Below are 22,397 nucleotides of genomic sequence, written 5' to 3' on the forward strand. Positions count from 1 at the left end.
AAGGTTACGATAGGTGATGAAGATAGTAAAATGATTACTTGTCATTCCAATCGATCAAATATGAATATCTAGTGAGCCTCAAATCTTTTTTAGTGGGTTTTAGGCGACAATTAGTTGAGCATATATGAGAGTCATTTATACCCACAGCCAGGTATTTCACTAGTCGTACTAGACAATTATTGAGAAGCTTAGTGGCATGAAGGCTCGTTTAGGTATTGCAGTGAAGAACGATTAAGAGCAGCGGCTTTTTATTACTAGGTTAGCCGCTGCCGTATAGTTAATCACTTAGCGTTCATTGCGCCAGCAGTCTAGCTGGAATCGCTATACCGGCTTCTTGGTAATAGCGCACTGCTCCAGGGTGAAGTGGTGCATTAACACCAGCAAAGGGGTCAATATCGGAAAGCTGTGAAAGCATTGAATTACTTTTGGCGACTATTGCTCGATTTTCCAAGAAGGTCTTCGTTAGTTTATAGGCGGTCTCTTCCGAGAAGTCTTTATGTGCAACCATCATCATGACGGTTTGCCAGCTAATAACGGGGGATTTGTTAACCTGACCTGGGTAGGTGTTAGGTGGAATAACAACCAATTGGAGTCCTAGGCTGGGATCTGGTGTTTGGCTTTTATCGGCTAAACTGAGTAAGCGAATGTCGTGAGACAGGCTTAATTCAGCAAGAGATTGTGAACCAATACTGGTATTACCAACATAGACATCGAACTGTCCATCTTGGAAGCTTTGTGTAGCAGCTCCCCAAGGCGCTTTAATAGGATCATAGGTTCCCTCTATCAGACCTCCTTTTGTGGCTAGAGCGATTACTTGTGTATTCGCCGCACCAGCTGGTGGGCCTATATACACACGCTTACCTACGGCCTCAGGCCAATCTTTGATATTATCATCGGCCCAGGTTATTGCATGATAGGTACCGCCAGGTAAGCCAAATAGAGAGCGAACATTGGCCGCCAGCGCACTAGCCTTATCACCCATTTTTTTATAAGGGCCTGCATTCTTTGTCATTGCGTTATATGCGAGAGGTGGAGCGACCGCTAGATCCAATTTGCCTGCGGCGACTTTAAGCAGTGACTTCGTCAGCGTCTGGTTTAGCGATAATTGCAGCTCAATATCATTATCGGCCCAGTGACGCGCCATCGCTTGTGGAATCATTCCCAGCAAACTATTGGGGCTGGCAGACTCCATTGAAACTTGTTCTGCTTGGGCGGTAGTGGCGAGCATAGAGCCGATCAAGGTTGCAGCACATAGGCTGTTGCGGAGCCATTGAGTGGAGTTAGACATAGAAGTTACCGAATTATTGTTGTTTTAAATTTAGCAGATAGGTTACGGTAGATTGTTTACGTAGTAAAATGATTATTTATTGCTCCAATCAATCATAATTGAATACTTAAACCTATGAATCCTAAGCACCTAACTTATCTTGCGACTATTATTGATAAAGGTTCTATCACTGCCGCATCGCATGAATTGCTGGTGGCACAGCCAACATTGACCCGAGCAATGGCAACCCTAGAAATGCAAGCGGGCACACCGCTGTTATTGAGAAGTCGATATGGTGTAAAAAGCACTCCTTTTGGCGAGGTATTGGCTAGGGAAGGGCGATCGATTATTCAAAGTTTGTATTTGGCGCAGGAACAGGTAGCGCACCAGAAACTGGGGGTTCAATCAGAGTTTAGAATAGCAACTGGGCCATTATTAGGGCTTGGTGTCATGCCTGATATTCTTGAGCGTCTGACCCAAGCGCATCCGACTTCAGTGTGTACTGTTACCTGTGGTTCACCTGCTATCACATTGCCACAAATGTCCGAAGGCCGCTTTGATATTATGCTGGCACCCACGACCGATGATCGTTTTATTCAAGGGGTTCAACGTCAACTGGTGATGGAAGATCATATTGGGATCTTTTGCGAAAAGAGTCATCCTTTGGCACAAAAGAAAACGGTTAATATTGAAGATTTAGAGGCGTCTGATTGGCTCAGTCTTGGCTTAACCACGACCTTTGAAAATCAGGTATTAGAGTTGTTGATGACAGCTGGTTTAAAAGAGATTAGGACAAAAATAGCCTTTGGTAATGATGCGGCTATATTGGCAACCATGTTGGCGCGTGGGCGTTATTTAGCAGTATTACCACGTATTCCTATGGCCGTTTTACCAGCGTCATTCGGGGATTTTGTCGAGTTAAAACTGGATCTGACAATTAAAGTAAATCGCTATCTTTACCTATGGGTGCGGGAAGAAATATTGGATAGTCCAATATTTCTCTCCTTCCAGGAGGCTATGGCAGACTTTGTACGCTTTATTGAAGCAAAAACAGCTTAAGAACTGGTTTATTTAACTGTATCAATGAGGTTTTTTAAGCATCATCTCAACGGCGGCATTCGCTATCTCATCTAACTGGCTCTGTTCGGTATAGATGCCATCATTTAATAGCCGGCAAAGTCCATGCAGTGTGGCCCAGCAGACCTGTGCGGTTCTGAGGGGTGAGTCATCGGTGCGGATAACGTCTTGTTCAGATAGGCGCTCAATCCAGTTTAGCCAGCTTTTAAAGTGTTGCCGCGATATTGTTTGCAGACTCTCAGTGGGAGAGCCATGTCGCCAAATCTCTCGACCAAACATCAGATCGTATTGTTCCCTATTTTGGTAGGCCAGTTTGATGTAGTGGTGGAAGTATTCAGTGAATATGACGCTTAACGACTCGGTTTTTTCCCGGACCCTGACCTCTTCAAGCAGTCTTTCGACATTTTTAAAGCCCTGCTCGGCAATGGCGCAAAGCAACGCATTTTTATCTTTAAAGTGATGATAGGGGGCGGTACGCGAGACGCCCACGCGGTCGGCTAGTTTGCGCATAGATAAGCTCTCACTGCCGCCCTCTGAGATGATATCGGTCGCAGCATGTAGCAGTGTTGGGTACAGGTCGCCGTGATGGTAGTGGCGGGTATTGTGAGCATCGGTCTGTTTCATCTGGGCAATTTATCAATCAATCTTGACAGTGTCAAAATATCGTTCTATCTTGACGCTGTCTAGTTTGTGTTGTCTGACATTGATCGGTGCCATTTCCCGTGTTGATGTTGGTGCTATTGTATTAGTTGCATGATCAGAAAATAAGAATATTCAGGAGCCTGAGATGAGCCGTACCAACCAACATTACCCCCATTTGTTTACCCCCTTAGATTTGGGGTTCACGACGTTGAAAAATCGGATATTGATGGGCTCAATGCATATCGGTTTGGAAGAGAAACCCGGTGGTTTTGAGCGGATGGCTGCATTTTATGCCGAACGTGTTCGAGGGGGTGTGGGTTTAATTGTGACCGGTGGTATTGCTCCTAATCAGGAAGGCGGCGTCGTGGCTGGTGGGGCGATGATGGCCACCGAACAAGATGTTAAAAACCATCGAATTATAACCGAAGCGGTGCATGCTGAAGATGGCAAAATCTGCATGCAAATTCTGCATACGGGTCGCTATGCTTACAACCCTAAATTGATCGCACCCTCGGCGGTCAAAGCACCTATTAATCCCTTTCCCCCCCATGAAGTCACCGTCGATGAGATCGAACAGCAGATAGAGGATTTTGTCCACTGCGCTGGGTTGGCGCAAGATGCCGGTTATGACGGCGTTGAGGTGATGGGTTCAGAAGGCTATTTTATTAATCAATTTATCGCCCGCCGCACGAATCAGCGAGAGGATGATTGGGGTGGTGAATATGATAACCGTATCCGTTTTGCCATCGAAGTCGTGAAGCGAGTGCGAGAACGGGTCGGCCCCCATTTTATTATTATCTACCGCTTATCAATGTTAGATCTGGTGGAAGGCGGTAGTAGTTTTGATGAAGTTGTTACTCTAGGTAAGGCGATCGAGAAAGCAGGGGCGACCATTATCAATTCTGGGATCGGTTGGCATGAAGCACGTATTCCCACCATCGCGACGAAAGTGCCTCGAGCGGCGTTTACCTGGGCGACCGCTAAAGTGCGTCAGGCATTATCGGTGCCGGTGATCGCGTCTAACCGGATTAATATGCCTGAGGTTGCCGAACAGGTATTAGCCCGTGGCGATGCGGATATGGTCTCGATGGCACGGCCATTTTTAGCAGATCCTGAGTTTGTCCGTAAAGCGGCAGAAGGGCGCAGTGATGAGATCAATACCTGTATTGGTTGCAATCAGGCGTGTTTGGATCATATTTTTGTTGGCAAGCTGACCAGTTGTTTGGTTAACCCCCGTGCCTGCCATGAAACGGAGCTCATTATAACGCCCGCCGAGCAGGTGAAAAAATTGGCCGTGATTGGCGCAGGTCCTGCAGGTTTGGCATTTGCAACAACGGCGGCTCAGCGAGGCCATGAGGTGACCCTGTTTGATTCGGCCGATGAGATCGGCGGGCAGTTCAATATCGCTAGAAAAATTCCGGGTAAAGAGGAGTTTAATGAGACGCTGCGTTATTATCGCCGCCGCATAGAGCTGGATGGGGTTAACTTAAAGCTATCCCACCGCGTGAGTGTTGATGAGCTACAGCAGAGTGATTTTGACGAGGTGATTATTGCGACGGGTATTATCCCCCGGGTACCTGCGATTGAGGGTGTCGATCATCCGAAAGTGATGGGTTATCTGGATCTTATTCGTGGTGCGAAGGTCGGCCAATCGGTCGCCGTGATCGGTGCCGGTGGTATTGGCTTTGATATTAGCGAATATCTGACCCATCAGGGGCCGTCAACAAGCCAGGATATTCCCGCCTTTATGCGTGATTGGGGTATCGATATGACGATGTCCTCCCGTGGCGGTGTTGAAGGTGTGACCCCCGCACCTGAACCTGCCGCTCGACAGGTCTATCTGTTACAACGTAAAGCCTCGAAAGTCGGTGGTGGTTTGGGTAAAACGACCGGTTGGGCGCATCGTTTAGGTTTGCAGAAGCGCCACGTAGAGATGCTTGCGGGCTGTGAATATCAGCGTATCGATGATGCTGGCTTACATCTAACGATTAATGGTGAAGAGCGGCTGCTAGCGGTGGATAATATAATTCTCTGTGCGGGGCAAGAGCCATTAAGGGAGCTTACCGAAGGTTTGAATAAACCGTTTCATCTGATTGGTGGGGCTGATTTGGCGACTGAGTTGGATGCTAAACGAGCTATCGATCAAGGCACGCGTCTAGCCGCGCAGTTGTGAGGCTCACTGTGTTTCAAACGTTCGGGCGGTGTCGTTAGTCGCTAAACTAAAAAGCCGTCGATAGTGATATCGACGGCTTTTTTGTTGGCTTTCATATGTGCATGGGGTTTACCCAGCGGGAGCGTTAATACTCAGATGGAGCAGCCACCGCGGCCATGCTTGGCATTATATTGTTGATGATATTCCTCAGCCCGCCAAAACTCAGCGGCCGGTGTGATCTCTGTCACAATGGGATTACCGAAGATGCCGCTCTTATCTAGCACGACCTTACTTTGTTCAGCCATAATGCGTTGTTGATCATTATGGTAAAAAATTTCTGAACGGTATTGGTCGCCGATGTCAGGGCCCTGGCGGTTTAGGGTGGTTGGGTCATGCATCTGCCAGAAGATATCTAAGAGGGTGTCATAGCTGACAGCCTGTTCATCAAATTCTAGTTGCACCACTTCGGCATGGCCGGTGGTTTTGTTGCAGATCTCTTCATAGGTGGGATTTTGTGTATGTCCACCCATGTAGCCTACAGCGGTAGAGGTGACTCCGGGAGTGTTGGCGAAGCGAGCTTCTACTCCCCAAAAGCATCCTGCTGCAAATGTTGCGGTTGGCATACTGTGACTCCTGTAAAAAAACCAATAACTAAGTGGATATTAGACGTTTTTTAACCGTTTTGGATCACTTTTCTCATATATTTGTCGATGTTTTATCGGGCTGGCTTTTTTATGAGGGGGTGGTGCCGTGTCGTTTGCGGTGAGCGATTATGCTGAAGATGTTGATACTAGCTGCGTTTCAGCCGGTAATAGCATCAGTGGTGGCGGGTTTTAGGTTCTTTTGCCGTTAAATCAACTTATTGCCCCCGCGGTGTGCGGGGGCTTAGGTCGGCGGGCTGATTAACGCTTAAAGATTTGCCGCGACAACCATGCTTAAGCTTGTTGACGGGTGGCGGTGATCAGCACATCGCGAATATTGATGTTTTGCGGCTGCGAATACATAAACATGGCCGTACGGGCGATATCATCGGCGGCTAATATTCCGCCCATGGATTCTTTCCAATCCTCATAGTTATCAATAATCTCCTGTGATGTGGTGTGACTCAGGAGTTCAGTCTCTACCGCACCTGGGCAGATCGTCATGATGCGGACGTTGTGATCGGCAACCTCTTCACGCACGTTCTCACTGATGGCGGAAACAGCGAACTTACTGCCGACATAAGCGGCATGATTTGGGAATGATTTTTTACCGGCAATCGAACTGATATTGATAATAGTGCCGCTGCGGCGGGCTTTCATATCACTGAGTACCGCCTGCATGCTGTTCAGCACGGCGAGAACATTCAACTCATACATCCGTTGCCATTCTATAGGGTCCTGTGTATCGATTTGACCCAGCAGCATTACGCCGGCGTTATTGATCAGGCAGTCGACAGGGCCATGTATCCCTTCTGCTTCTTGGATGGCTGTGCGTAGCGCTGCGGCATCAGTCACATCGACCTGACGGCATAGGGTATTAGGTAGTTGTAGGGCTTGCAGCTTGTCTATACGGCGGGCGACGAGCAGTAATGGATGTCCTGCCGCTGAAAACTGTTGTGCCATGGCTGCGCCAATACCGGAGCTAGCGCCGGTGATTACGATAAGTGGTAGAGTCATTGTTTTATCTCGGATGTTAAACGCCAAAAAGGCATTGAAGTGAATCGATGTTGCAGATAATAGTCCTCTGTATTAGGGTGATAAATACCTTTAATCTGAAATAATTGTTTGGCATATATGAACAATGTCTCGTGGCGCGGTATACGTGCCTTTATCTATGTAGCAGAGTCGGGCGGTTTTACGGCGGCGGCTGAGGTTTCTGGTTTTTCTAAGGCCCACCTGAGCCAGCTGGTCTCAGAGTTGGAAGCGGTATTGAGTGTGCAGTTGTTATATCGCACAACGAGGCAGCTACGACTGACGGAGATTGGTCAGGGGTACTATGAACGCTGTAAATTGGCGATGCAGCAGTTGGATGCTGCGGCGGAGTGGGCGAGTCAATCGACGGACGAGCTGAAAGGCGTGATTCGTATGAATGCGGTGGGCGGACTGATCGGCGAAGAGCTGTTAGCGCCACTGGTGATTGATTTTCAGCGACAGCACCCCGGTATCTGTGTGGATCTGGATTTTTCCAGTGTGCAGGTGGATTTGATCGCCAATCATTACGATCTGGTGATGCGGATGGGTGAGTTGCAGGACTCCAGTCTGATGGCGAGTAAGCTGCATCGGGTGACGACGCGTTATGTTGCCAGTCCGGACTATCTGCGTGGGAATCATGTTATAGAGCGTCCGGAGGATTTGAAAACGCTCACCTTAATCTGCGGCAGTGTGGATCATTGGACATTGAGTCGGGGGAGCGAGCGCAGAACGGTGCATGTTGAGCAGGGTATCAAAGTGACGAGTGGCCGAGTGATGCGACAGGCTGCATTGGCCGGCTTAGGGGTTACTCGTCTAGCGGATGTTTATGTGCAGGCGGATTTAAAATATGGCCGGTTGATCGAAGTGTTACCTGATTGGTCGGAATCCACGCAGTTGACCCTGTTATGTCCACCGTTACGCCATCAATTGCACCGGGTGAGAGTGTTGATCGAATGGTTAAAAAACCAATTTGAAGCGCGTTATCAGCGAGTGCTGAGTCAAGGGGTTGATCACTTGGAGGCAGAGCTTAGGTTAAAAGATTGAAACATTAAAAAGCCAGTCGGTGCAGAGTGCATCGACTGGCTTGAGTCGTCGGGATGTCGCTGTTTTAGCCGTCGGCTAATGCGTCCAGTTTCTGCTTTAACAGACCCTGTACCTGACCGGGGTTGGCTTTGCCCTGTGATGCTTGCATCACCTTACCCATAAAGAATCCGATCATCTTACCTCGTTTGTCAGGCTCAGCATTAACATACTGATCGACTTGCGGTTGATTGGCTGCGATGACATCGTCGACCATCGATTCGATAGCGCCACTATCGGTTACCTGTTTCAAACCTTTGGATTCGATAACCTCATCCGCCGAGCCTTCGCCAGCCCACATCGCTTCGAACACCTGCTTGGCTATTTTGCCGGTAATGGTGTTGTCTTTGATGCGTAATAGCAGGCCGCCAAGCTGTTCTGCTGAAACCGGTGAATCTTTAATATCGGTATCATTCTGATTAAGAAGCTTGGATAGTTCGCCCATTACCCAGTTAGCCGCGAGTTTAGCATCGCCTGCGGTGTTGGCAACGGTTTCAAAGTAATGGCTCAGATCACGATAAGCGGACAGTACCATCGCATCGTAATCACTCAGTTTGTACTGCTCTAAGAAGCGAGCTTTACGGGCGTCGGGCAGCTCTGGCAGCGTCGCGCGAACCTGATTGACGTAGTCGTCATCGATAACGATCGGCAGCAGGTCAGGGCAGGGGAAGTAACGGTAATCGTTAGCTTCTTCCTTGCTTCGCATGGAGCGAGTTTCATCTTTATTGGCATCATACAGGCGGGTTTCCTGCGTGATATGGCCACCGTCTTCGAGAATATCGATCTGGCGGATAATCTCGCCCTTGATCGCTTTTTCAATAAAACGGAAGGAGTTGATGTTTTTGCTTTCGGTGCGGTTACCGAACTCTTCTTCGCCCTTATAGCGTACGGAGACGTTACAGTCGCAACGGAAAGAACCTTCCGCCATATTGCCGTCACAGATACCGAGGTTGGTAACGATGGCATGAATTTTCTTCACGTAGGCAACGGCTTCTTCGGCACTGCGCATGTCCGGCTCGGAGACGATCTCTAGCAGCGGAGTACCCGCGCGGTTAAGATCGATGCCGGTCATGTTTGGAAACTCTTCATGCAGTGATTTACCCGCATCCTCTTCCAAGTGAGCTCGGGTAACACCGACACGTTTGATGGTGCCGTCGTCGAGGGTGATATCTACATAGCCGGTGCCAACGATTGGGTGAAATAGCTGGCTGGTTTGATACCCCTTGGGTAGATCAGGGTAAAAGTAGTTTTTACGGTCAAACACCGAGGTGTAACCGATCTCTGCGTCGATCGCTAAGCCAAATAAAACCGCCATGCGCAGTGCTTCACCGTTAAATACCGGTAAGGTGCCTGGCAATGCTAGATCGACGGCGCAGGCTTGAGTGTTTGGCTCGGCCCCAAAAGCGGTGCTAGCACCGGAAAATATTTTGGACTTAGTCGCCAGTTGGGCGTGAATCTCAAGCCCGATGACTGCTTCCCATTCCATTATGTAAACCTCTTATTGCAGCAAATTGACCTGTTTGAGTGCCATGCTGCTGCGTTAAATTCTGTATCGCATTAGGCCAGCCGTTTATTGGCCGGGCGTCTGTTTGTGCCAATCGGTGGCTTGCTGGAACTGATGCGCGGCATTTAGGAGTCGCTCTTCCGCAAAGTAGTTACCGATCATCTGCAGGCCAACTGGTAATTGATTAGCAAAACCACAGGGCACTGAAATGCCCGGCATACCCGCGAGGTTCAACGATATGGTGAAAATATCTTCCATATACATTGAGATTGGGTCGGCATTTTTTTCGCCCAGTTTAAACGCAGGGTGCGGTGTGGTTGGCCCCATAATGATATCGACTTCTGAGAGCGCGTTAACATAATCCTGTTGGATCAGGCGGCGAATCTGCAGAGCCTTTTTATAGTAGGCATCATAAAAACCTTCTGATAACGCGTAAGTACCGACCATGATGCGTCGCTTAACTTCTTCGCCAAAGCCTTCGCCACGGCTGCGTTTATACATGTCTTCAAGGTCAGTCGGGTCTTCACAGCGGTAACCATAACGCACGCCATCAAAGCGGGATAGGTTAGAGGATGCCTCTGCCGGAGCAATAATGTAGTAGGCCGGAATCGCCAAGTGGGTATTTGGCAGGCTGACCTCTTGAACTGTAGCGCCGAGGGCTTCAAATTCACGAATGGCGTTTTGTACCTGCGTGGTAATTTGCGGATCGATCTCGCCGGAGAAAAACTCTTTCGGCAAACCGATTTTTAGCCCTTTGAGCGAATCATTCAGCGTCAAGGTGTAATCGGGTACGGGGCGATCGAGGCTGGTGGAATCTTTCGGGTCGAAGCCCGCCATGACATTCAGCATCATGGCGTTGTCTTCTGCCGTGCGAGCCATCGGGCCGCCCTGATCTAGCGATGAGGCGTAAGCGATCATGCCGTAACGAGAAACCCGGCCGTAGGTGGGTTTCAAACCGGTAATACCACATAGCGCCGCCGGCTGACGAATGGAACCGCCGGTGTCAGAACCGGTTGCCCCAGGGGTTAGGCCGCCAGCGATCGCGGCTGCCGAACCACCGGACGAGCCACCAGGAACGCAGTCGGTATTCCAAGGGTTACGGGCGGGGCCGTAGAAGCTCGATTCGTTGGACGAGCCCATCGCGAACTCATCCATGTTGGTTTTACCCAAACTAACCGCGCCCGCTTGATTGAAGTGCTCAACCACCGTGGCGTTATAGGGGGAAACAAAATTATCAAGCATCTTCGAGCCGCAACTGGTGCGTACGCCCTGGGTGCAGAAAATATCTTTATGGGCGATGGGCAAACCGGTAAAGGTGCCGGCACTGCCTGCGGCACGCAGCTGGTCGGCGGCTTCTGCCTGAGCCAGTGCTTGCTCTGGGGTAACCGTGATAAAGCTGTTCAGTGTGCCATCTTCGGCATTGATCCGATCGAGGTAGTGCTGGGTCAGCTCAACACTGCTGAATTCACCAGTTGCTAACCCCTGCGCCAGTTCGGCGAGTGTTTTGTCTAACATAACGTTTTTCAATCCTTCAAGCGGGTGTCTGGTCCGGAATTACTCTATTACTTTAGGGACCTGAAATAGGCCCGCTTCAACAGCTGGGGCGACGGTTTGAAGATGATCGCGTTGATTACCTTCGGTTACCTCATCCAAACGTAAACGTTGAATGGCATCCATAGGATGGGCCATCGGCGTAATATCTTGGGTGTCGACGGCTTGCATCTGGTCGACCAGGTCAAGAATATTACTGAGATTCTCGGCATATTCTTGAATATCTTGCTCGGCGATATTTAATCTTGCCAGATGAGCGATCTTTTCGACGTCTGTGCGGTCTAACGACATTATTGGATTCTCATTGCAGTGAATATTTAATCTGATAACTAAATAAAGCGCTACGTTAACACATTTGCAGCTTGCCCAAAATCCCCGCCATTGCTACAGTGGGCCTGTTTTTTTGATCAAGTGAATGTGCAGTCGCACAATCTAAGGCGGACAACCGATGTTTAAGAAGATTCGAGGGCTTTTTTCAAGTGACCTTTCTATTGATTTGGGCACTGCCAACACCCTTATTTATGTTCGCGATAAAGACATTGTACTGAATGAGCCCTCCGTTGTTGCTATTCGTCAAAGCAGCAATGGAGCGCAGAAAACCGTGGCGGCAGTTGGTACAGATGCTAAACGGATGTTGGGCCGTACGCCAGGTAATATTACCGCTATTCGGCCGATGAAAGATGGTGTTATCGCAGATTTCCATGTAACTGAAAAAATGTTGCAGCACTTTATTAGCAAAGTGCATGGTAATAGTTTTTTGACGCCCAGCCCTCGTGTGCTGGTGTGCGTTCCCTGTCAATCTACACAGGTTGAGCGTCGGGCTATCAAAGAATCGGCTATGGGAGCCGGTGCCCGTGAAGTGTATCTTATTGAAGAACCGATGGCCGCTGCCATTGGTGCGGGCCTGCCGGTTGATGAAGCCAACGGCTCGATGGTGGTAGATATTGGTGGTGGTACTACCGAGATCGCCATCATTTCACTCAACGGTATCGTGTACGCTGAGTCTGTTCGGGTGGGCGGTGATCGCTTCGATGAAGGGATAGTGACCTATATTCGACGTAACTACGGCAGCCTGATCGGTGATGCCACGGCGGAGCGGATTAAGCAGGAGATAGGTACCGCCTATCCAACGGCTGAAACCCTCGAGATCGATGTGCGGGGACGTAATCTCGCTGAGGGTATTCCTCGGAGCTTCACGCTGAATAGCAACGAGATCATGGAAGCGCTGCAAGAGCCGCTGTCTGCCATTGTGCAGTCGGTGAAGAGTGCTCTGGAACAGTGTCCTCCCGAACTGGCGTCAGATATCGCTGAGCGCGGCATTGTGTTGACCGGTGGTGGTGCGTTACTGCGTAATCTCGATAAACTGATCAGTGAAGAGACCGGATTGCCGGTGATCGTTGCCGATGATCCGTTGACCTGCGTTGCTCGTGGCGGCGGTCGTGCTTTGGAATTGCTGGACAAACATGCATTTGAACTGCTTACCTTTGAATAAATGTGACTGATTTTAATGCTTGATTTACCCAATGTAGCGGAACAGCTCCAACAGGGGGTGTTCTATCGCTAGTATCTTTATTAGCGGGTCCTTACGGGCCCGTTTTGTCATTCTTGTTGTCTTATCGCTAGCGCTTATCGTGTTGGATCTTAAATGGTCGAGCATGCATCAGACTCGCTCATACCTTTCCTTATTAATTACGCCGTTACAATGGCTAGTGGATACACCTGCTCAGGTTGCTGATGAACTCAGTGATGTGCTGGTGGATCGTAGTCAGCTGACCGATGAAAATCGTCGCTTACGTCAAGAAGCCCTGTTGTTAAAGCAGCGGGTTTTGCAGGTGTCGGCGTTGACGGCAGAGAATGTACGTTTGAGGGAGTTGCTGAATGGCCGGCAGCGGCTTGAACAGGATGTTTTCCTAACCGAGCTGATCGGCGTCAACCCAGACCCTTTTCAACATCAGATCATTCTTAATCGAGGCTCGGAAGATCACGCTTATGTTGGTCAGGCGGTACTGGATTCCGGTGGCATCATGGGGCAGGTTGTCGAAGTGAGTCACTATACCAGTCGCGCGATGTTGATTACCGATTCACGCCATGCGATCCCCGTGGAGGTAAACCGTAACGGTTTTCGGTCTATCGCATTAGGCAACGGTTCGGTGAATCAGCTTGAGCTAGTGCATATCCCCGATACCGCTGATATCCGTGAAGGTGATTTGTTGGTGTCTTCCGGTTTAGGTGGCCGTTTCCCTCGAGGCTATCCAGTGGCGAAGGTGGTGAGTGTGCAGCGTGACCCGGGTGAACCCTTTGCCTTGGTGAAGGCGCAACCCTCCGCCATGCTGAATAAAAGCCGCCATATTTTATTAGTGGATATGCCGCCGCAAGCCGACGTATTACCCGTGACGCCGGTGCCGGTTCATGGCGAGAAAGTTAAGCCTAAGCCTGAAGAATTTGAGTCGCCGGAGAGTGCGGGTGAATAATCAGGGCGGTGGTTCTATTATTTTAGGCACCTTTCTGCTGGGATATATCCTGAGTCAGATGCCTTTACCTCAGTTTGCCGAATGGTTCCGGCCCGAGTGGGTCGCCATGATTCTGATTTATTGGGTGATGGCATTACCGGAGCGGGTCGGTTTAGGCACGGCGGCAGTGGTCGGGCTTGGGCTTGATCTGATTAAAGGCAGCCCGATGGGGCTCAATGTATTGTCGCTGTTGATTATTGCCTATCTGACACTGTTGCTATACAAACGTTTGCGCATGTTCCCGCTGATACAGCAGGCGATCATGGTCATGGTGTTGGTGGGCATCAATCAGTTAATCTTTAATTGGGTCCACAGCTTAATGGGTACCCGAAGTGATAGCCTGATTTTTCTTTTGCCGGCGGTCATGAGTGCTATTTTGTGGCCTTGGCTCTTTATTGTTCTGAGAGGTTTGCGGCGAGCTTTCAGAGTGTCCTGATACTGTATTGTGGGGCTAATCGTTTATTTACGCCGCGCTATAGACCGGGTAGCAAAGATGTCCGAGATAAAAAACAATGGCCCTCAGCTGATTCTAGCGTCGGCCTCTCCCCGTCGACGGGAACTGCTGCAGCAGATTGGCGTCGCCTGTCATATCAAACCGGTTCATATTCTAGAGATCCCTCAACCGCAGGAATCGCCTGCCGCGTTCGTGGAACGGATGGCGCGTGAAAAAGCCTGTGCGGGTTTGGCTGTCGCTGATGATGGTGCCGTGGTGCTAGGGGCTGATACCGTCGTGGTTTGCGAGGGGCAGATATTAGGCAAGCCTACGGATCGTGATGATGCGTTGAAAATGTTGTTGCAGCTTTCCGGTACAGAACATCAGGTGATGACGGCGGTTGCTGTCACAAATGGGGAACGAATTCGCCATCAGGTAGTCACTACAAAGGTACAGTTTCAAACGTTGACGGCTAGCCAATGTCAGCAATATTGGGAAACCGGTGAACCTTGTGATAAAGCCGGAGGCTACGGTATTCAAGGGCTGGGCGCCGTATTTGTGACAGCGATTAAGGGAAGTTATTCTGCGGTGGTGGGTTTGCCGTTGATGGAGACGGCAGCCTTATTAGCGGCCTTTGATATTCCCGTATGGCAAACCGCCTGTTTAGCTAAAGAAAATGATTGAACGTGGCTAATGTTATCTATAATCGTCATCTAAGCTGTTGATTAGCTTTGTTTCTTATCGTTTATAGTGTTTATATTAGAGTGACATAGAGCATACGGTACTGATTGCTATGAAGGGCTGCCTGTTGTGTGATGAAGGGCAGCGCTAGAAGAATACTGATGGAGCCTTATTGATGGTCTCCTAGGGATGGATTATGAGCGAAGAGATTCTGATTAACTTTACCCCGATTGAGACCCGTGTTGCGGTTATCGAGAATGGTATGCCGCAGGAAATTTATGTCGAAAGAGCCGAGCGACGCGGTATTGTCGGCAATATTTATAAAGGCAAGGTCGTTCGCGTATTGCCGGGTATGCAGGCTGCTTTTGTGGATATCGGCCTTGAGCGGGCAGCGTTTATTCATGTTGATGAACTGCAACATCCGGATGAAGATGCTGGCACGGCCGGTAAAACCAATCTGACGATCAATCGTCTATTGCGCGAAGGGCAGTCGTTGACGGTTCAAGTCACTAAAGACCCCCTCGGCACCAAAGGCGCGCGCCTGACCACCAATCTTTCAATTCCCTCACGTTACCTGGTGTATATGCCAGGGAATGAACATATCGGTATCTCCCAACGAATCGATGATAGTGATGAACGGGAACGACTTCGTACCGCGGTAGAAGAAGTGGTCGCGGGGATGGAGGATCAAAATACTAAGATGGGCGGTTTTATCCTGCGAACGGTCTCTGAAGGTGTTTCTGAACCTGAATTGAAGCAGGATATTCTGTTTCTTTGTCGTTTGTGGGAGTCCATCGCTCGAAAAATTGAAAAGTTCAGCGCCCCTTCCTGTATTTATGAAGATCTGCCGCTAAATATGCGCGCACTGCGGGACATGGCTCACGCAGGCATTGAGCGTATTCGGGTCGACTCAAAAGAAACCTTTCAGCGCTCACAGCAGTTTGCCGAAGCGTTGGTGCCTGAAATTAGCAGTATTCTCGAATACTATCCGGGTGAACGGCCCATTTTTGATCTCTATAATATTGAAGAGGAGATTCAGAAAGCGTTGGGCCGTAAGGTTGAACTAAAATCCGGTGGTTATCTGATCTTTGATCAAACCGAAGCGATGACGACGGTGGATATCAATACCGGCGCTTATGTTGGGCATCGCAATCTAGAAGAGACCATCTTTAAAACGAACTTGGAAGCGGCGACCGCGATTGGTCGTCAGCTGCGGCTGCGCAACCTAGGCGGCATCATCATTATCGACTTTATTGATATGCTCGATGAAGATCACCAACGTCAAGTCTTGCGGACGTTGGAACGGGTGCTCGAAAAAGACCATGTGAAGTGTAAGCTGACCGGTGTGTCGGAACTCGGCTTGGTCGAGATGACCCGTAAACGCACCCGTGAAAGCTTAGAGCATATCTTGTGTGAACCGTGCGAGCATTGTCAGGGGCGGGGGTCGGTAAAAACTCCGGAGACCGTCTGCTATGAGATATTCCGCGAAATTCTGCGTCAACATCGGGCGTACGATACCGATTCTTATCTGGTGCTGGCATCGGATCGGGTGGTAGCGATGTTGCTGGATGAAGCCTCAGATCATGTCGCGGAGCTCGAAGCGTTTATTGCTAAAACAATTCGTTTTCAGGTCGAACCGATGTACGGTCCTGAACAGTATGATGTGGTGCTCAGATAACAGTGTCATCTATTGCTTGGTTATTAAAGGCGTTAAATCGTTGGTTGGGTTGGGTGCTAGTTATCTCAATTCTAACCATCGCGTTGTTAACGGTGGTTGTTCGGCTGTTATTGCCCGCTGTTTGGGATTATCGGGCTGAGATTGAACACTACCTGAGTGAACGGTTACGCACCGAGGTGACGATCGGCGATATTAGCGCAGATTGGGAAGGTAAATTCCCGCGGTTACTGCTGCAGGATGTGGTGATTGCGGATCATCGTTCGCAAAATATTGGCCGGATAGCGCTAGGTCAAATGGTGTTGGGCATTAATCCGGTGAGTAGTCTGCTGAAATGGCAGCCGGTGTTAAGCAAAGTGGAGCTTTGGTCACTGCATACGCAGGCCGCTCTGGTTAGCTGGCCGCCTACCGCCAAGGTTGATAACGCAGCGAAAGCGGATGATTCATCTTCTGCGACCGATCCGCTAGCGAGTTTATGGCTGCAACCGCATATATTCTTCTATGATACTCAGATCGATCTGACGCTGCCGTCCGGCAAGCAGATGTTGTTACAAAGTGAACACTTTAACCTTGAAAATAGCCCTCGGCAGCATCACTTTGCCGGTGAGTTACAGGTGGCTTACGAGCAGCGGCAAGCGGCAGCGACCCTGCGGATCGAGTCTGATAGCCATCTGTTTAATCCTAAAACAACGAATTTCGACTTTTATCTTAAATTGGCGGGGGTTGATACGCCGTTAGTGGAAGCTGCCCGCGAGTTATTTGCGGTGCCCGTTTCACTTGAACAGTTGGAATTGAATACAGAGATCTGGGGAAACTGGTCTCAGGGGCGGTTAACGCGGGTCTTCGGTGGCATTGATGGTGGACGGCTACAACTAGGCACGCAGCTGCCAAGGTTACCTGAGTTATCTATTCAAAACTTGGCTACGGGTTTTGCGCTGTTGCAACCGGAGCCGCATCAATTTCAATTACAGATTAGTGACTTTTCGGCGCTGATCAATGAGCAATCATTGGCTTTTCCGCAATTAGTGGTCAATCGACAGCATGATTGGGTTGAGTCCGTTGCGTTGACTGAATTTAATGTCACCCAAATTGCCGATTTTATCGATAACCAACCGTTTGTGCCTGAAGAGCTCCGTCATGTACTCGCGAGGATTGCACCCAGCGGTATGGTGCATAATCTTGTGTTGCAGTGGCCGCAGCCATCAAAGGTTGGCGAGCAACAGAATGATGTAACAATGCAAACGGCCTCGAACGTTGTCAGTTCAGCGCTGCCGGTGTCAGTTGCATCACAAGGCTTAGATGCAGCTGTAAGCGAAAAACTATCCAATGAAAGTTTACCTATCGCACCCGAACAGGCGGCTACTGTTGTCAGTTCTGCGGTGGCAGCTTCTACAGAGTCGCCGGAGCTGCTTAATGGTACTGCCGACGCTATTATCGTTCCGTCGAAACAACCGGCTGATCAGGCTCAGGATTGGAGTCAACTGACACTAAAGGGTGATCTCGATGACGTAGCGTTTGAAGCCGCCTATGGCGCGCCGGCAATGTCGGGCCTCACGGGCTTGGTTCAGTTGCAGTATGGCGCAGAGGGGCTGCTAGGACGCGTTGACCTCGAGAGCGAGCGCTTAGGTCTGCATTTTCCTGAAGTCTTTGATCAGGGATGGGTGTTCGATGACGCTCGGGGCACTACGCACTTTAGTTTGGCGCAGAATATACTGCATCTGCGTAGTGAATATGTCGAGCTACATAAAAAAGGCATTAACGCGAGTGGCCGATGGAGTCTTTATCTGCCGCTGGATAGCGAGATTCAGAGTGAATTGGCATTATTGATTGGTGTTAAGGATTCTGATGGTCGCTTAGCGCCTGAGTTGATCCCTGATCATTTAATTGATCCGGGTATTAAAACCTGGGTGTCGCAATCGATTAAAAAGGGGGTGCTGAACCGGGGTGGCTTTATGCTACATACGGGTACCCGCAGTATCCCTTCACGTCAATCGCCGACGGTGCAGTTGTTTATGGATATCGCCAGCGCGGAGGTTGATTATCAATCAGATTGGCCTGCGGTAAAAGAAGCGGATGCCTCGTTATTGCTGCGTGATCAAGGCTTGGCGATTAGTGTCAGCCAAGGGCAGATCTATGATAGTGCAATAGAGCATGGGTGGGTTTATCTGCCGCCGAAGTCTCAGGAACTTCACATTATTGCCTCGATTAATGGCGATAGTGCCGATGTTAGTTCAACGCTTTTGAATAGCCCGATACTGGGTGATAGTACCGAATTAACAAACTGGGCACTGAAAGGTGCTGCTAATACACGTTTAAATCTTAAGATCCCCTTGGGTGGCGGCGAGCCATATGTCGATGTGAGTTCGGCATTTACAGCGCTGCAGTTAGCATCCGCATCGCGTAACCTGAGTATCGATCAGTTAGCCGGAAAGGTAAGTTATCGCAGTGATAAAGGTTTGTATGCGGACGCATTGACCGGTGTGTTTTTTGGTCAGCCGTTGAAGGCCGATATTGTGACAAGCGGCAAGGGGGCTTCTGAAAAAATCACCGCTAGACTGAGGTCGGCTATTCGTATGGATCAGCTCCAACGTTGGAGCGGTATTGAGATGCTGGCGTTAGCCGATGGTTTGCAGCCTTATGATGCCAGTTTAGATATCTGCCTACGCGCGAACTGTTCGGGTTTGACGGTGAAAACCGATCTAAAACAGACCAAGCTGGATCTTATCCCCCCGTTTGGTAAACCTGCCGGTCAGGTGCTACCTTTGCTGCTGCACACGGACTTTGAGGCGCAGCAAACATTTAATATTCGCGTAGGTGATCAACTGAGTGCTTGGTTGCAACTCGATAAGGGTGAGCTTAGCCGCGGTCATCTGATGCTGGGAGGGGAGGATGCAAGGCCCAGCAACTTTGCTGGATTGAACGTCACAGGGCAGTTGAAAGAGCTTCAGTATGAGACCCTGATGGATATGTTGGAGCGTGCGGGTATCTTTGGCGATGAGGCAAAAGGTGCTGCGAATAAGGCGAGTTCTACCGCTCATCAGAAGACACTTCCAGTACAGGCAGATATAGAAGTTACCACTATCGGCTATGATTATCTGCGGATGAATAATGGCCGGATTTTACTCGAGCGGGACAAGGATGGCTGGAATGTGGGTGTCTCCGGCGCCGACCTTAAGCTGCAGGTGACGCTTCCCGACAGCGCCTCGGTAGCGCCGCAGCTGTTATTTGAAACGCTGAATCTGGATGGCTTGATTCCGTCAGAGATGGATCAGTCTCTGACAGACACTCAGCAAGATTCAACCGAAAAACCGCCTGGCACACTGCAGCCGGGGGGCGTGCCTGACCTGGATGTCGATATTCGTGATTTGATTATTAAGGAAAAACATTGGGGGCAGTGGCAATTTAATATACGTAACCACGAGCAGAATATGCATATTGAGGGTATCACTGCCAAACTGCCCGATTTTACTGCCAATGGTGAGATTATTTGGAGCCCAGGGGCGCTGAGCAAGAGTGAGTTGCAGCTGAAGATTGAGGCGAAGGATCTAGGCCGTACCCTGGAAAAGGTAGGCTATGAGAAAGTGCTACAAACGAAAAAGGCGACCTCGACGATTAACCTGCAATGGCTCGGCGCGCCGTGGGAGTATGATCTAGCCCGTACGGATGGCTCTTTAACCTTTGATGCCCGTGATGGGCAATTGCTTGAGACGGGAAATGGTACGGGGCTATTAAGGGTCTTTGGTATCCTCAATATGAATACCTTAGCGCGACGTCTTAAGCTGAACTTTACTGATCTGTTTGCCAAAGGGGTGAGTTTTGATCGGATGCAGGGGGATTATCGGATAGTGAAAGGAGTGGCGACTACCAACAGTCCTTTTGTTATGCGTGGACCTTCGCTGGATATGGCCGCGAGTGGTGATATTGATCTGGTCAATGAAACGGTTAAGCAGCAGATGGCGGTGACCTTGCCTGTCACGGATAATATTCCGCTGGCCGCTGTATTATTAGGAGCACCGCAGGTGGCGGGCTTGGCCTTTTTGCTGGATAAACTGATCGGCGATAAGGTTAAAGAGAAGTTTGCTACCGTCACCTATACCATGGAGGGGGACTGGAGCGAGCCGAAAGTGGAGTTGCTCCAACGGCCTAAAACGGATAAAAAAGAGGCTGAACAGAAGTGATCGCCTCTTTATCGGTAACGAAAGCTAAAGGTTAGACGTCAGCCCGTTCGCGTAGGTATTTAAAGAGCTTTTTCGAGGCTCCTAGTGGTTTACCTTCGCTGGCTTCTTTTTTAGCGTTACGTAATAACTGCCGCAAATGCTGAATATCAGCGTCTGGATCTTCTGTTAGGTAAGCTTGCAGGTCGGTATTATCGCCGACAATCAGCCGTTCTCTCCAGCGCTCCAGCTTGTGAAAGATCTGAAGGTGGGCCTGTTTACCCGCTTCGAATTGATCAACCGCGGCCTGTATCTCTTCGGCATCTTCGCCGCGCATCAGGCGGCCGATATATTGCATCTGGCGACGGGTGGCCTCCGAGCGGGGCTGAAGTCGCTGTGCTTCTTCGATCGCCACCCGTAAGGTATCACCCATAGGGACTTTAGCGAGCTGCTCTTTATTCAGTTCAGGTAGTTTTGCACCTAACTCTTGTAGGTGCTCCATCTCCCGCTTACGCTGGGATTTTGATACCCACTCTTCATCGAATTCGTGTTCGTCGTCGGGGCGAAAATCGTCATTTTGACTCATAAAGCTCTCTTGTGTAGGTCGTTCTAGCTATAAAAAAAGGTAGCTAGACCGAGGAATGCAAAAAATCCGACTACATCGGTAATCGTGGTTAGTAACACACTGCCAGCCAGTGCCGGATCTATACCCCAGGTTTTCAGGAGGATCGGCAATAGTGTGCCGGCCAGTGCGGCTGCAAATAGGTTGATCATAATAGCACAGGCGATAATGATACCGATGGTCATGTCTTGGAACCAGAGAACAGCGATAACCGCTACCACCAGGGCCCAGAGTAGACCGTTGAGTAAACCGACTATCATTTCACGGTTTAGTAGCCAGCGAGCGTTAGAGCGCTCGACGTGCCCTAGTGCTTGGCCACGAATCATCAGTGTTAATACCTGGCTACCCGCAATCCCACCCATGCTCGCGACAATCGGCATTAATACCGCTAAGGCCACTACTTTGCCGATGGTTTCTTCAAACAGGCCGATGACCGCTGAAGCCATGAAGGCGGTGATCAAGTTAATCCCTAACCATACCGCACGGCGGCGGGTGGTTTTCATAATGGGGGCGAAGGTATCTTCATCTTCGTCCAGACCCGCCATGCTCATCAGTGAATGGTCGGCATCTTCACGAATCACATCGACGACGTCATCGATGGTGATACGTCCGAGTAGCTGATTATTTTCATCAACCACCGGTGCGGAGACAAGATCTTCCTGCTCAAACAGTTTGGCAACAAGGGTGTCTTCCATATCCGCTTGGATAGGCGGCTTGTCCGTTACCATCATCTCCCGCACGGTGCTGGATGGATCGCTGACCAACATGCGGGTCAATGGCAAGCTACCGATATAGGTGTCTTTACGGCTGACGACAAACAGGCAGTCGGTCATGTCAGGGAGTTCCGCGTGGCGACGCAAGTAACGTAGTGCCGCCTCAATCGTGATATCGGGTCTGATGGTGATGGTATCGGTATTCATCAGACCGCCGGCGGTATCTTCCGGATAAGAAAGCACCTTCTCGAGCCGCTCTCGGTTCTGATGATCCATCGAACGCAGAAGCTCATGCATCACCGTTTCCGGTAGCTGCTGCATCATATCGGCGAGATCGTCGGGCTCGAGAGATTCAGAGATCGCGAGCACTTCTGAGGTGTTCATCTTACTCAGAATTTCAGACTTAACATCGTCACCGAGTTCTTGCAGAACATCGGCTTCGATGTCCTTATGGATCATGCTCCATAATAATCGCCGCTCTTTGGGCGGCGATTTTTCGATCAGATGGGCAACTTCAGAGGGGCGTAAGGTCTTGTTCAGGGTATAACGTATCTGTCTGAACGCGCCTTCTTCTAGGGCTGTGTTCAGCTTATCCAATTCGCTTTCGTTTACATTGGCGTTCATGGCCGGACCCCGGTCAGACAGATAGAAACAGAATACCTA

At 49.8% G+C, this 22,397-nt stretch carries 18 protein-coding genes; 9 read left to right on the forward strand and 9 right to left on the reverse strand.

What is annotated here, in order from left to right; translation table 11 throughout:
* Positions 1–292: 292 nt before the first annotated feature.
* On the reverse strand, positions 293–1,288 hold the full coding sequence (locus EH243_RS09430; RefSeq protein WP_126158404.1) for a TAXI family TRAP transporter solute-binding subunit: 996 nt from the start codon (positions 1,286–1,288) through the stop codon (positions 293–295).
* A gap of 114 nt (positions 1,289–1,402) precedes the next feature.
* On the opposite strand from EH243_RS09430, the gene EH243_RS09435 reads away from it, so the two are divergent.
* Positions 1,403–2,326, forward strand: a complete 924-nt coding sequence (locus EH243_RS09435) for a LysR family transcriptional regulator (protein WP_126158405.1) — start codon at positions 1,403–1,405, stop codon at positions 2,324–2,326.
* A gap of 21 nt (positions 2,327–2,347) precedes the next feature.
* On the opposite strand, the gene EH243_RS09440 is transcribed toward EH243_RS09435, so the two are convergent.
* Positions 2,348–2,968: a TetR/AcrR family transcriptional regulator gene (locus EH243_RS09440; protein WP_126158406.1), complete on the reverse strand. Its 621-nt coding sequence runs from the start codon at positions 2,966–2,968 to the stop codon at positions 2,348–2,350.
* Positions 2,969–3,131: 163 nt separating this feature from the next.
* On the opposite strand from EH243_RS09440, the gene EH243_RS09445 reads away from it, so the two are divergent.
* Positions 3,132–5,159: an NADPH-dependent 2,4-dienoyl-CoA reductase gene (locus tag EH243_RS09445; RefSeq protein ID WP_126158407.1), complete on the forward strand. Its 2,028-nt coding sequence runs from the start codon at positions 3,132–3,134 to the stop codon at positions 5,157–5,159.
* A gap of 131 nt (positions 5,160–5,290) precedes the next feature.
* Here EH243_RS09445 and msrA read toward each other — a convergent pair whose 3' ends face one another.
* Complete coding sequence (gene msrA, locus EH243_RS09450) at positions 5,291–5,761, reverse strand: peptide-methionine (S)-S-oxide reductase MsrA (RefSeq protein WP_126158408.1); 471 nt, start codon at positions 5,759–5,761, stop codon at positions 5,291–5,293.
* A gap of 312 nt (positions 5,762–6,073) precedes the next feature.
* On the reverse strand, positions 6,074–6,796 hold the full coding sequence (locus EH243_RS09455) for an SDR family oxidoreductase (RefSeq protein ID WP_126158409.1): 723 nt from the start codon (positions 6,794–6,796) through the stop codon (positions 6,074–6,076).
* Positions 6,797–6,913: 117 nt separating this feature from the next.
* On the opposite strand from EH243_RS09455, the gene EH243_RS09460 reads away from it, so the two are divergent.
* Complete coding sequence (locus tag EH243_RS09460) at positions 6,914–7,855, forward strand: LysR family transcriptional regulator (RefSeq protein ID WP_126158410.1); 942 nt, start codon at positions 6,914–6,916, stop codon at positions 7,853–7,855.
* 64 nt (positions 7,856–7,919) lie between these two features.
* On the opposite strand, the gene gatB is transcribed toward EH243_RS09460, so the two are convergent.
* From gatB to gatC, 3 genes are all read right to left on the reverse strand, one after another.
* On the reverse strand, positions 7,920–9,377 hold the full coding sequence (gene gatB, locus EH243_RS09465) for an Asp-tRNA(Asn)/Glu-tRNA(Gln) amidotransferase subunit GatB (protein WP_126158411.1): 1,458 nt from the start codon (positions 9,375–9,377) through the stop codon (positions 7,920–7,922).
* 84 nt (positions 9,378–9,461) lie between these two features.
* Entirely contained in the window at positions 9,462–10,910 is a 1,449-nt protein-coding gene (gatA, locus tag EH243_RS09470; RefSeq protein WP_126158412.1) for an Asp-tRNA(Asn)/Glu-tRNA(Gln) amidotransferase subunit GatA, read from the reverse strand.
* A gap of 39 nt (positions 10,911–10,949) precedes the next feature.
* Positions 10,950–11,237, reverse strand: a complete 288-nt coding sequence (gatC, locus tag EH243_RS09475) for an Asp-tRNA(Asn)/Glu-tRNA(Gln) amidotransferase subunit GatC (protein WP_126158413.1) — start codon at positions 11,235–11,237, stop codon at positions 10,950–10,952.
* A 157-nt stretch (positions 11,238–11,394) separates the two neighbouring features.
* Here gatC and EH243_RS09480 point away from each other — a divergent pair, with 157 nt between their 5' ends.
* The 6 genes from EH243_RS09480 to EH243_RS09505 all read left to right on the forward strand — a co-directional run bounded on the left by EH243_RS09480 (position 11,395) and on the right by EH243_RS09505 (position 20,423).
* Positions 11,395–12,438, forward strand: a complete 1,044-nt coding sequence (locus EH243_RS09480; protein ID WP_126158414.1) for a rod shape-determining protein — start codon at positions 11,395–11,397, stop codon at positions 12,436–12,438.
* Between the two features lie 79 nt (positions 12,439–12,517).
* Complete coding sequence (gene mreC / locus EH243_RS09485; protein ID WP_126158415.1) at positions 12,518–13,417, forward strand: rod shape-determining protein MreC; 900 nt, start codon at positions 12,518–12,520, stop codon at positions 13,415–13,417.
* Complete coding sequence (gene mreD, locus EH243_RS09490) at positions 13,410–13,892, forward strand: rod shape-determining protein MreD (RefSeq protein ID WP_338142344.1); 483 nt, start codon at positions 13,410–13,412, stop codon at positions 13,890–13,892. The genes mreC and mreD overlap by 8 nt, the downstream gene beginning before the upstream one ends.
* Positions 13,893–13,949: 57 nt before the next feature.
* Positions 13,950–14,573 carry a Maf family protein gene (locus EH243_RS09495; protein ID WP_126158416.1) on the forward strand — a complete coding sequence of 208 codons (624 nt, stop codon included), beginning with the start codon at positions 13,950–13,952 and terminating at the stop codon, positions 14,571–14,573.
* Positions 14,574–14,766: 193 nt separating this feature from the next.
* Entirely contained in the window at positions 14,767–16,248 is a 1,482-nt protein-coding gene (rng, locus tag EH243_RS09500; RefSeq protein ID WP_126158417.1) for a ribonuclease G, read from the forward strand.
* 2 nt (positions 16,249–16,250) lie between these two features.
* Positions 16,251–20,423 carry a YhdP family phospholipid transporter gene (locus EH243_RS09505; RefSeq protein ID WP_126158418.1) on the forward strand — a complete coding sequence of 1,391 codons (4,173 nt, stop codon included), beginning with the start codon at positions 16,251–16,253 and terminating at the stop codon, positions 20,421–20,423.
* Between the two features lie 31 nt (positions 20,424–20,454).
* Here EH243_RS09505 and yjgA read toward each other — a convergent pair whose 3' ends face one another.
* A complete protein-coding gene (gene yjgA / locus EH243_RS09510; protein ID WP_126158419.1) occupies positions 20,455–20,985 on the reverse strand; it encodes a ribosome biogenesis factor YjgA in 531 nt (176 codons plus the stop codon).
* A 23-nt stretch (positions 20,986–21,008) separates the two neighbouring features.
* Complete coding sequence (gene mgtE / locus EH243_RS09515) at positions 21,009–22,358, reverse strand: magnesium transporter (RefSeq protein WP_126158420.1); 1,350 nt, start codon at positions 22,356–22,358, stop codon at positions 21,009–21,011.
* Between the last annotated feature and the right edge of the window lie 39 nt (positions 22,359–22,397).

Source organism: Amphritea opalescens (assembly GCF_003957515.1).
In the GTDB taxonomy this organism is placed as follows: domain Bacteria; phylum Pseudomonadota; class Gammaproteobacteria; order Pseudomonadales; family Balneatricaceae; genus Amphritea; species Amphritea opalescens.

Coding starts and splice junctions, on each gene's coding strand:
- EH243_RS09430 (WP_126158404.1), bottom strand. CDS start 1,288: ATGTCTAACTCCACTCAATGGCTCCGCAACAGCCTATGTGCTGCAACC.
- EH243_RS09435 (WP_126158405.1), top strand. CDS start 1,403: ATGAATCCTAAGCACCTAACTTATCTTGCGACTATTATTGATAAAGGT.
- EH243_RS09440 (WP_126158406.1), bottom strand. CDS start 2,968: ATGAAACAGACCGATGCTCACAATACCCGCCACTACCATCACGGCGAC.
- EH243_RS09445 (WP_126158407.1), top strand. CDS start 3,132: ATGAGCCGTACCAACCAACATTACCCCCATTTGTTTACCCCCTTAGAT.
- msrA (WP_126158408.1), bottom strand. CDS start 5,761: ATGCCAACCGCAACATTTGCAGCAGGATGCTTTTGGGGAGTAGAAGCT.
- EH243_RS09455 (WP_126158409.1), bottom strand. CDS start 6,796: ATGACTCTACCACTTATCGTAATCACCGGCGCTAGCTCCGGTATTGGC.
- EH243_RS09460 (WP_126158410.1), top strand. CDS start 6,914: ATGAACAATGTCTCGTGGCGCGGTATACGTGCCTTTATCTATGTAGCA.
- gatB (WP_126158411.1), bottom strand. CDS start 9,377: ATGGAATGGGAAGCAGTCATCGGGCTTGAGATTCACGCCCAACTGGCG.
- gatA (WP_126158412.1), bottom strand. CDS start 10,910: ATGTTAGACAAAACACTCGCCGAACTGGCGCAGGGGTTAGCAACTGGT.
- gatC (WP_126158413.1), bottom strand. CDS start 11,237: ATGTCGTTAGACCGCACAGACGTCGAAAAGATCGCTCATCTGGCAAGA.
- EH243_RS09480 (WP_126158414.1), top strand. CDS start 11,395: ATGTTTAAGAAGATTCGAGGGCTTTTTTCAAGTGACCTTTCTATTGAT.
- EH243_RS09495 (WP_126158416.1), top strand. CDS start 13,950: ATGTCCGAGATAAAAAACAATGGCCCTCAGCTGATTCTAGCGTCGGCC.
- rng (WP_126158417.1), top strand. CDS start 14,767: ATGAGCGAAGAGATTCTGATTAACTTTACCCCGATTGAGACCCGTGTT.
- yjgA (WP_126158419.1), bottom strand. CDS start 20,985: ATGAGTCAAAATGACGATTTTCGCCCCGACGACGAACACGAATTCGAT.
- mgtE (WP_126158420.1), bottom strand. CDS start 22,358: ATGAACGCCAATGTAAACGAAAGCGAATTGGATAAGCTGAACACAGCC.